Source organism: Streptomyces alkaliterrae, from assembly GCF_007097205.2.
Classification (GTDB): domain Bacteria; phylum Actinomycetota; class Actinomycetes; order Streptomycetales; family Streptomycetaceae; genus Streptomyces; species Streptomyces alkaliterrae.
In genome coordinates this window covers 1-9,248 of the sequence record NZ_VJYK02000221.1, presented here as the reverse complement: position 1 = coordinate 9,248, position 9,248 = coordinate 1, and the positions used below count along the sequence as shown (strand labels likewise).

Genomic DNA, 9,248 nt, shown 5'->3' with positions numbered 1-9,248 from the left:
CCGCCCGCCCGGCCCGCCTCCGGCGCTCTCGGCGCTCTCGCCGTCGGCGCCCTGTCGGGCGGCGGCGCCCGCCGGGGGTGCGGCGGCCAGGCGCTCGGCGAGGGCCTGCGCCTCGTTGAGCGTGGCGTAGCGGCCCACCCGGTAGCGGCCGCCGTCCTCGTCCTGTCTGATCACCAGCCAGGGAAGCGTGGCGCTCTCGTTCATCGGCGCCTCACCCCTTCTATGGGGGCGCGCGCCGGCGCACCCTGCAACGACCTCTGTTTCCGCATATGCCCGAGCCTACGCGCGACCTTAACGGAGCGCATTCGACTTGGCACAAGGAGATACGGATTCGGCCAGCTTCGGCCAGCAGAATCGTTTACCCCCGGACGGGGGAACCGCTCACCGGACGGGGAGCCGGTGCACCACCCGGTACCGGTCCGCCGGCACGACCACGTCCGCCGTCTCCACCGGCTGCCCGCCGGCGAAGAACGTGCGCGCGATGACCAGGACGTGCTGCCCCGCCACCCCGCCCAGCTCCGCCATCTCCTCGGCGAGCCCGGGCCGGCTGGTCAGCTCCTCCAGGACGTTGTCCACCACCACCCCGATGGCGGCCATCCGCTCGACGACCCCCTGACCGCCCAGCGGCCCCTCCTCGGGCAGCATGACGGGCGTACGCCCGGTGACGGCCAGCGGCTCGTAGGACGTGGAGAGCATCACCGGTTCGCCCTCGCCGCGGAAGAGGTAGCGCGTCCGCATCACCCGCTCCCCCGGCTTGATCATCAGCCGCTCGGCGATCGCCCCGGCGGCCTCTTCCTGCCGACTGCGGGACTCCCAGGTGCCCTTGACCTCCTCGTCCGCCTGCTCCTGCCGGAAGGGGCTCACCCCGCCGGGCACCCGGTACCCGCTGCGCACCAGCCGGCGCGGCCGGGGCTGGTCCCGCACGTACGTGCCGGAGCCGGAGCGGCCCTCCACCAGCCCCTCCGCCATCAGCACCTTCCGGGCCTCCAGCGCGACCGTGTCGGAGACTCCGTACTCGGCGCGGATCCGCGCCTGGGAGGGCAGCCGGGAGTGCGGCGCGAGCGTACCGTCGATGATCTTCTGGCGGAGATCACCGGCGACGCGGAGATAGGCGGGCTGCTCACCGAAGGACACGTGACCCCCTGGGCGGCGGGCGGGCTGACAGTGGGCACCAGCTTGGCAACCCTGGCTCGCCGCCCGCAATGAAAGGCCAATCGTTCACCCGAAGTGATGATGTCGCGCACCAACGCGCCCGACCCCCGCGGCGTGCCGCGGGGGTCGGGGTACTGCTGGCTCACTCACTTCGGTCGGCTCGGCCGACCGCCTGACTCAGGAACTCAGGAACTCAGGGCTCAGGGCTCAGAACTGCAGGGCCCACTTGTCGATGTAGCCGGTGTCCCAGGTCGCGTTGTCACTCACCCTCAGCTTCCAGGTGCCGTTGGCCGGCGAGGACGAGGCGTCGACCGTGTAGGTCTCGTTGAGGTTCCGGCTGCTGCCACCGGTGCGGTAGTCCTTCAGCCGGTGCACGGTGCCGTTGGGGGCGATCAGGTCGACCCGCAGGTCGCCGATCCAGGTGTGCTTGATGTCGACCTCGACCTTCAGCGCCGACGGGGCGTTGCCCGAGACGCCGGTGACGTTGATCGGGGACTCGACGGTCGAGTGGTCGCGGATCGGGTAGTCGGTGGCGTTCTCGAAGCGGTCACCGGGCTCGCCCGGGTCGCCGGGGTCGCCCGGGTCCGTGCCGCCACCGCCGACCTGGAGCAGCTTGTTCGGCGAACCGGAGCCCGGGTTGCCGACCTTGCCGGTCGCGGCGGCCGAGTCGATCGCCGCACCGACCTGGGCCGGGGTGGCGTTCGGACTTCCGCCGAGCACGAGGGCGGCGGCGCCGGCCACGTGCGGGGCGGCCATCGAGGTGCCGGAGATGGTGTTGACGGCGCTGTCACTGGTGTGCCAGGCGGAGGCGATGCTGGAGCCCGGCGCGAAGATGTCCACGATCGAGCCGTAGTTGGAGAACGACGAGCGGGCGTCGGTGTTGGTGGTCGAGCCCACCGTCAGCGCCTCGCCCACCCGTGCGGGTGAGTAGCCCGACGCGTCGCGGTTGTCGTTGCCGGCCGCGACGGCGAACGTGATGCCCTTCGCGATGGCGTTGCGGACGGCGTTGTCGAGCGTGGTGTTGGCGCCGCCGCCGAGGCTCATGTTCGCCACGGCCGGCTTCTGGGCGTTGTTCGCCACCCAGTCGACGCCGGCGACCACGCCGGAGATGGTGCCCGAGCCCGAGTCGTTGAGCACCTTCACGGAGACCAGGTTGGTCTTCTTGGCGACGCCGTACGCGGTGCCGCCGACGGTGCCGGCGACGTGCGTGCCGTGGCCGTTGCCGTCGTTGCCGCTACCGCCGAAGGCGTCGAAGCCGAACTTGGCGCGGCCGCCGAAGTCCTGGTGGGAGTGGCGGATGCCGGTGTCGATGATGTACGCGGTGACACCCTGACCGGCGTGGTCGGGGTAGGTGTACTTCTGGTCCAGCGGAAGGCTCGGCTGGTCGATCCGGTCCAGGCCCCAGGACGGCGGGTTGGTCTGCGTGGCGTCGATCGACACCCGCTGGTCCTGCACGACGGTCTCGACGCCCCGCTCGGCGGCGAGCTTCTTCGCCTGCTTCTCGGAGAGTTCGACCGCGAGGCCGTTGATCGCGGTCTTGTACGTGTGCTTGATCTTGGCGCCGTACTTCTTGGCGAGCGCCCTGCCCTCGGCGGACGAGGCGTCGTCGTCGAGGGTGATCAGGTAGCTGTTCTTGATCGCACCAGGTGCCCCGGCGTTCTCGATGGTGCCGACCGGGCCGTCAGCGGCGACGGCCGGGAGTGCGCCCGCGCCGAGGGCGACCGCCGCGGCGGTGGCCACGACGGCTGCTGACAATCTACGTCTGGGGGAACGCATCACTGTCATCAGTGTTCCTTCTTCAGGTGGTGCGCCGATGTGGGGTCGATCGCAGACGCGGACATGACATCCGTGTCCGCAGCGCAAAGATTCGCCGAACCATAGGAATCCGGCAAGGGGTGCCGTCGGACTTCATGCGTCTGTCATGCAGATGTCACGCCAACCCGCACCAAGCGGAGCCAACTGTCCGGATACCGGGGCATTCCGAAGCCCAACCGGGCAAGACGACGCCGGCCCGCCCTCGCTGGGGAGGCGGGCCGGCGCAGGTCCTGGGCCGGATCTCACTCGACCCGGGCAGACGCGGACTCCTCGTCGTCGTCCGGCAGATGGACGTCGTTGACCGCGATGTTCACCTCGACCACCTCCAGACCGGTCATCCGCTCCACCGCCGCGATGACGTTCTCCCGCACCTCGCCGGCGACTTCCGGGATCGGCACCCCGTACTCGACGACGATGTCCAGGTCCAGCGCCGCCTGCCGCTCGCCGACCTCCACCTTCACCCCGCGGGCCATGTTCGGCCGCCCACCCGGCACCCGGTCCCGCACCGCGCCGAGCGTCCGCGCCAGACCACCGCCGAGCGCGTACACGCCCGGCACCTCACGGGCCGCCATACCGGCGATCTTCTCCACCACCGCGTCCGCGATCGTCGTCCGGCCGCGGTCGGCCGGCGCCGCGCCGGAGCCGCCCGGCGCGCCGGGGCTCACGAGGACTCCGGCGGCGTCGCGCTCACGCACCCGGTCCTCCCCGGAACCGGCCTGCTCGACGGGTCCGCCGGTGGTGTCCGACGAGGTGTTCAGGGTCATCTCGCTCACTCCTCAGGTGTGTTGTCGAACCGTCGGGCCGCCGGGCTCTCGGACCGGGCCTCAGCGGGTGGGCAGGATTCCGGCGGCGGCGGCGCTGCGCAGCCAGAGCGGGAACTCCGACAGCAACCTGTCGTAAAGCTCCTCGTCCGGGACGTCGTTGATGTCGTCGACCGCGAAGAAGCCCACGTTGTCCACCCGTCGGCCGGTCATCGCGTCGAGGCGTTCCAGCACCCCGTAGTCGGCCTGGCCGAGGCCCACGAACTGCCAGAAGACCGGCTCCTCCACCGCCTCCCGAAGCTCCTTCTCGATCTGGTCGTTGCGGTACACACCGCCGTCGGAGAAGAACAGCACCAGCGTCGGATCGCTCGCCGGATGCGTCCGGACGTACTCCCGCACCTCGGCGATGACCTTCTGCTCCTCGTTCTGGATGCCGACGAGCCGCATGTCGATCTGCCCGGGCTCCAGCCCGCGCTTGGCCTTCTTCGGCCGCCCGAACAGGCTCATCGCGCCCACCCGCACGTGCAGCCGCAACCACTCCGGGAGTTCGGCGAGCCGGAGGTCCGGCAGGCGGGCCGGATGGGTGGCGAACGTCCACGCCTGCATGGCGCCGTCGTCGTCCAGCTGCGCGGCGACGGCGGCGATCCGCTCCACGACGTCGGCGACCGTGCCCCTGGAGTACAGCGCCGCCATCGAGCCGGACGCGTCCAGCACCAGGACGACCCGCGCCCGGGCATGCTCGGCGCCGTGCTTGAGCAGGCTGACGGCCACCTGCCGCTTGCGCAGGGACAGCCGCTTCCGCATGTCGACCGGCAGCCGCTCCTCCGCCTCCGCGAACCGGTCGGCACCGACGGCGGCCGGCTGGGCGGTCGCGCATGGCGCCTCCGGGGCCGGCTCCGGTTCGTCGTCGGCCACGCTGATCCCGTAGTCCGTGGCCAGGCCGGCCAGACCGCTGTCGTACCCCTGGCCGACCGCGCGGAACTTCCACTGTCCGGCCCGCCGGTAGAGCTCTCCGGCGACAAACGCCGTCTCGGTGGTCGCCGCCATGTCGAAGGCGGCCAGCTCGGTGCCGCTCGCCGCGTCGAGCAACGTCATCCGCAGGCCCGGCACCTGCCCGAAGCTCCCGCCGTCCGCCGAGGCCCCCAACAGCACGCGCTCGACGATCGGTTCGAGTCCCTCGAGATCCACCGCGAGGGTGTCCGTCGAGCCCTGCTTCCCCTGGTGCCGGACCGCGCCCGACGCGTGCCGCGGCTGGTTGTAGAAGACGAGGTCGGCGTCCGAGCGGACCCGCCCACCGCCGTCCAGCAGCAGCGCCGAGGCGTCGACCTCGGGCACCGAGGGACCGGCGGTCCAGGACAGCACGGCGCGGACGGCGGAGGCGGCGACCGGAAGATTCCCGCCCTTGCTCAGCGTTGTAGACGTCACACCGACAAGTGTGCCGCAGCACCCGCGGGTTGACCGGCGGTCCCGGAAGGCGGACGGCAGCGGTACTCGTGGCCGCCTGCTGCCATGCTTGTCTCCGGACGGAACAAGGGGGTGGTTGCCGTGGAACTGGACATGGCCGGCCAGGAGCTGCGCGCGGTACTCAACCGGCTGCGCCGGGCGCAGGGTCAGATCTCCGGCGTGATCCGGATGATCGAGGAGGGACGGGACTGCGAGGAGGTGGTCACGCAACTCGCGGCCGCCTCACGCGCCCTGGACCGGGCCGGCTTCGCCATCATCGCCACCGGACTCCAGCAGTGCCTCGCCGAACTTCCGGAGGGTGAAAGTGGCCAGGAGGACCGGGAGCAGATGAAGGCACGCCTGGAGAAGCTGTTCCTGTCCCTGGCCTGAGAGGGCACGCGTTCGGCGCTTCCACGCGTTCGGTGCTTCCACGCGTTCGGCGGTGTCGGCGGTTCGGCGCTTCCACGGGTCCGGCCGTTCCGCGGGCCTCAGCGGCCGACCATCGGCAACCCGGCCTCGGCGGCCGCGTCGAAGGAGTCGTCCACCAGGACGACGTTCCGCCCTGCCGCGTCCAGGATCGACGCCGCGATCGCGGCCCGCATCCCGCTCGCGCAGTGGATCCACACCTCGCCCGCCGGCACCTCGTCGAGCCGGCCGTGCAGCGTGTGCACCGGCAGGTGCGTCGATCCGCGCAGATAGCCGCCCTCCCGCTCGGAGTCCCGCCGCACGTCCAGCACCACCACCGAGCCGCCCCCCTCCGGCTCCTCGGCGAGCACGCGCGCGAGTTCGGCGAAGGTGGCGCGGCGGTAGTGCCGCGCCGGTTCGCCCTCGCGCAGCCACTGCCGCGGTCCGCCGGTGGCCGCCGACGCCGGGCGGTCGATGCCGACCCGGGCGAGTTCCCGCTGTGCGTCGGCCAGTTGCTCGGGTGACTCGGCAAGCAGCGTCACCGGCTTCTCCCACGGGACGAGCCAGGCGAGGTAGGTGGCGAGCTTGCCGTCCGCCTCGAAGTTGTAGCTGCCGGCGACGTGTCCGGCGGCGAAGGCGACCCGGTTGCGCAGGTCCACCACCCACTCCCCGGCCGCGAGCCTGGCGCTGATCCGCTCGGGCGTCGCGACCCCCGGCGGCGTCAGGTCCACGGGGGGCGGGCCGGCCGCGTTCCTCGGCGCCATGTGGGCGTAGTAGGCGGGCACGTCGTCCAGCCCGGCCAGCAGCTCCGCCACGAACGTGTCGACGTCCGTGAGCAGCGCGTCGTTCCGCTCCTTCTCGCGGCCGATGGTCGTCGACTCGTCCGTCGTCTGGACGGAGGTGCAGAAGCTGCCGAAGCCGTGGGTGGGCAGGACGGAGGTGTGGTCGGGGAGTTCGGCCGCCAGCCGCCGCGCCGACGCGTGCTGGGCGCGGGCCAGCGGCTCGGTCAGCCGCGGCTCGACGAGGTCCGGGCGGCCGACCGCGCCCACCAGCAGGGAGCCGCCCGTGAACACGGCGGCGGGGCGGCCGTCGTCCTCCAGCACGTAGGAGGTGTGGTGCGGGGTGTGCCCGGGGGTGGCGAGCGCGCGCAGCCGCAGTGCGGAGTCGACCTCGACCACGTCGCCGTCGGCCACCGGCTCCCGGTCGAACGCGACGGTCGCCCCGACGGGCACCAGGTAGTGGGCGCCGGTCAGACGGGCGAGATCAAGCCCGCCGGTGACGTAGTCGTTGTGCAGATGGGTCTCGACGACGTGCGAGATCCGGACGCCTCGGCGGGCGGCGGCGGCCAGGATCCGGTCGGCGTCGCGCGGCGGGTCGACGGCGACCGCCGTCCGCGCGCCGCCGGCCAGATAGCTCCGGTTGCCCAGACCCGGCACCTCGATGGTGTCGACGAAGAACACGCCCTCGGCTCCTCTCGGCTCGCCCGACCCGCCGGAGGCGGACCCACTCACGACATTACCCCCGGGGGTATGCTGGTGCCAGTCGGCCGAACACTCCGGGAACGCCGCCCGACGGCTCCCGGGTACCCGACCGCCCGTCGACCCAACCGGACCCGTCAGCTCTCCCGGGCACCGCCCGGCACCACCCGCCACCACCACGACAGGGGGCCTCCGCCATGCGCTACGACCGCACCGTCCTGCTCCGCACCGACTTCCCCGCCACCGTCGCCGCCGTCCGCGAGGCGCTCGCCGACCAGGGCTTCGGCGTCCTCACGGAGATCGACGTGCCCGACGTCCTCCGGAGCAAGCTCGGTCCCGAAGCACCGGCCGACCTCGACGGCTACCTGATCCTGGGAGCGTGCAACCCCCGACTCGCCATGCGGGCGCTGGAGGTGGACCCCACCGTCGGCCTGCTGCTGCCCTGCAACGTCGTCGTGCGGACGACACCCGACGGGACCCTCGTCCAGGCGCTCGACCCGAACGCGCTGGTCACCGTCACCGGGCTCGACGGACTGCGCGCCGTCGCCCACGAGGCCGCCGCCCGGCTGGACGCCGCACTGGGCGCGCTCGCCCGCGAACACGGCTGACGGGCCCGCCTTCGCGCCTACGGTCCGGGCCCGCGCCGGCGTCAGCCGGCCAGGGCGTCGCCCAGCGCGCCGCCCAGCCAGACCGCGACGAGGCCCGCCAGCACACTCCCGACCGCGTTCACCACCGCAAGCAGCCGCGCGCCGCTCTCGGCGAGCCGCAGCGTCTCGTAGGAGAAGGTCGAGTACGTCGTCAGCGCCCCGCACAGTCCGACCGCCAGCAGCAGCCGCGCCGGGGAGTCGGCGGCGCCGTGCGCGGACAGGCCGAGCACCAGCCCGAGCAGCAGACAGCCCGCGACGTTGACCGAGAACGTGCCCCAGGGGAACACCGAGTCGTGCCGGGTCTGCACCGCCCGATCGGTCAGATAGCGCAGCGGCGCGCCGAGCGCCGCCCCGGCCATCACCAGCAGCCAGCTCACCGCGCCTCGCCCTCGTCCCCGTGCTGGTTCTGGTCCCCGTCCCGGTCGCTCTCGTGGGCCCAGCGGACGATCTCGACCTCGTCCAGGGTCACGGCGCCCTCCTCGACCAGTTCGGCCAGCTCGGGAAGGAAGCCCCTGACCCGTTCGGGCCGGTCGACGATCACCACCGCGACCGGCAGGTCCTCGCTGAGGGAGAGCAGCCGCGTGGTGTGCACAAGCGCGGACGCGCCGAACCCCTCGACGCCCCGGAACGCGCTGGCGCCCGCCAGACCCGCCTCCCGCGCCCGGTGCACGATCTCGCTGTAGAGCGGCCGGTGCCGCCACACGTCGTTCTCGCCGACGTAGACCGTCAGCCGCAACGCCGACTCGGTGGAAGTCCTCATGCTCGCCTCCGCAGGATCGTTCGACGGGTCAGCACGGTCGCGGCCCAGACCGCCGCCAGGGCCGCCACCAGGGTGAGCGCCAGGTAGGACAGGGCCGTCGCGGCGCGCCCGGCGCGCAGCAGCGCGTCCGCCTCACCGGCGTACGCGGAGAGGGTGGTGAAGCCGCCGAGGACCCCGGTGCCCAGGAACGGCCGCAGCAGCCGGTGCCCGACGGCCGCCTCCACGACCACCGCCATGAGCACGCCGATCAGCGCACACCCCACGACGTTCACCGCGAACGTCGCCCAGGGGAAACCGCCGGCCGTCGGCGGCCACAGCAGTTCGACGCCGTACCTGGCGCCCGCGCCCACGGCGCCGCCCGCCGCGACGACGGCCAGCACCGAAAGCTGCTTGCGGGCCGGCACACGCGGCCGCCCGACGCGCTTCGTCTCGGAAAGGCCCTTCACCGTCTCTCCCACTCGTCCGGCGCCTCGTTCTGGGCGCGCCCGACCACGAGCAGGGACCGTTGGCGGCGCTCACGCCGCGGTTGGGCACGGCGGGCCCCACCGCCGCGCGACGGACCGGAACCCGTCGCCGTCCCCCTGTACCGGTGTACCGGGAACGCCACCAGCGTAGCCAACGGACCTCCGCCGGGCCTGCCGGCCCGCCGTCCGCCGGCCCGGCGTCCCGGCGTTCGTCGGCGCCGAAGCCGCGGCCCGCCGGCGTGATCACAACCGTCCCTCGACCACCCCCTGCTAGCGTCGGACGTCGACCCACCGGCCACGCCGACCCCGGACCACTCCGCACC

10 protein-coding genes and 1 pseudogene are annotated in these 9,248 nt (G+C 72.8%); 2 read left to right on the top strand and 9 right to left on the bottom strand.

Going from position 1 to position 9,248, the window contains the following annotated elements; all coding sequences use genetic code 11:
* Window positions 1-87 precede the first annotated feature (87 nt).
* The 5 genes and pseudogenes from FNX44_RS19095 to FNX44_RS19075 form a co-directional block, all read right to left on the bottom strand.
* Window positions 88-204 (bottom strand): annotated as a pseudogene (locus FNX44_RS19095) (SPOR domain-containing protein); the annotation flags it as partial.
* Between the two features lie 177 nt (window positions 205-381).
* Window positions 382-1,134 carry a GntR family transcriptional regulator gene (locus FNX44_RS19090; protein ID WP_143649514.1) on the bottom strand — a complete coding sequence of 251 codons (753 nt, stop codon included), beginning with the start codon at window positions 1,132-1,134 and terminating at the stop codon, window positions 382-384.
* 225 nt (window positions 1,135-1,359) lie between these two features.
* Window positions 1,360-2,937 (bottom strand): S8 family peptidase, encoded by a 1,578-nt coding sequence (locus FNX44_RS19085; RefSeq protein WP_143649513.1) that lies wholly within the window; start codon window positions 2,935-2,937, stop codon window positions 1,360-1,362.
* 272 nt (window positions 2,938-3,209) lie between these two features.
* Complete coding sequence (locus FNX44_RS19080) at window positions 3,210-3,731, bottom strand: Asp23/Gls24 family envelope stress response protein (protein WP_143649512.1); 522 nt, start codon at window positions 3,729-3,731, stop codon at window positions 3,210-3,212.
* Between the two features lie 60 nt (window positions 3,732-3,791).
* Window positions 3,792-5,153: a VWA domain-containing protein gene (locus tag FNX44_RS19075; protein ID WP_500274135.1), complete on the bottom strand. Its 1,362-nt coding sequence runs from the start codon at window positions 5,151-5,153 to the stop codon at window positions 3,792-3,794.
* 120 nt (window positions 5,154-5,273) lie between these two features.
* Between FNX44_RS19075 and FNX44_RS19070 the strand changes: the two genes are divergently transcribed.
* A complete protein-coding gene (locus FNX44_RS19070; protein ID WP_143649516.1) occupies window positions 5,274-5,561 on the top strand; it encodes a metal-sensitive transcriptional regulator in 288 nt (95 codons plus the stop codon).
* A gap of 98 nt (window positions 5,562-5,659) precedes the next feature.
* On the opposite strand, the gene FNX44_RS19065 is transcribed toward FNX44_RS19070, so the two are convergent.
* Entirely contained in the window at window positions 5,660-7,036 is a 1,377-nt protein-coding gene (locus FNX44_RS19065) for an MBL fold metallo-hydrolase (protein ID WP_143649511.1), read from the bottom strand.
* A 215-nt stretch (window positions 7,037-7,251) separates the two neighbouring features.
* Between FNX44_RS19065 and FNX44_RS19060 the strand changes: the two genes are divergently transcribed.
* The gene (locus FNX44_RS19060) at window positions 7,252-7,662 is read left to right on the top strand and encodes a DUF302 domain-containing protein (RefSeq protein ID WP_143649510.1); all 411 of its coding nucleotides are present in this window, start codon (window positions 7,252-7,254) and stop codon (window positions 7,660-7,662) included.
* Window positions 7,663-7,703: 41 nt separating this feature from the next.
* On the opposite strand, the gene crcB is transcribed toward FNX44_RS19060, so the two are convergent.
* From crcB to FNX44_RS19045, 3 genes are read right to left on the bottom strand one after another with little or no spacing between them, the layout of a single operon-like run.
* Window positions 7,704-8,078 carry a fluoride efflux transporter CrcB gene (gene crcB / locus FNX44_RS19055; RefSeq protein ID WP_143649509.1) on the bottom strand — a complete coding sequence of 125 codons (375 nt, stop codon included), beginning with the start codon at window positions 8,076-8,078 and terminating at the stop codon, window positions 7,704-7,706.
* Entirely contained in the window at window positions 8,075-8,461 is a 387-nt protein-coding gene (locus FNX44_RS19050; protein WP_143649508.1) for a DUF190 domain-containing protein, read from the bottom strand. Before FNX44_RS19050 ends, crcB begins: the two co-directional genes overlap by 4 nt.
* Complete coding sequence (locus FNX44_RS19045) at window positions 8,458-8,919, bottom strand: FluC/FEX family fluoride channel (protein WP_181356223.1); 462 nt, start codon at window positions 8,917-8,919, stop codon at window positions 8,458-8,460. The genes FNX44_RS19050 and FNX44_RS19045 overlap by 4 nt, the downstream gene beginning before the upstream one ends.
* Window positions 8,920-9,248 lie beyond the last annotated feature (329 nt).

Excerpts from the sequence above, each read along its gene's own strand:
- FNX44_RS19085 (WP_143649513.1), bottom strand. The coding sequence starts at position 2,937 with ATGACAGTGATGCGTTCCCCCAGACGTAGATTGTCAGCAGCCGTCGTG.
- FNX44_RS19080 (WP_143649512.1), bottom strand. The coding sequence starts at position 3,731 with ATGACCCTGAACACCTCGTCGGACACCACCGGCGGACCCGTCGAGCAG.
- FNX44_RS19060 (WP_143649510.1), top strand. The coding sequence starts at position 7,252 with ATGCGCTACGACCGCACCGTCCTGCTCCGCACCGACTTCCCCGCCACC.
- FNX44_RS19050 (WP_143649508.1), bottom strand. The coding sequence starts at position 8,461 with ATGAGGACTTCCACCGAGTCGGCGTTGCGGCTGACGGTCTACGTCGGC.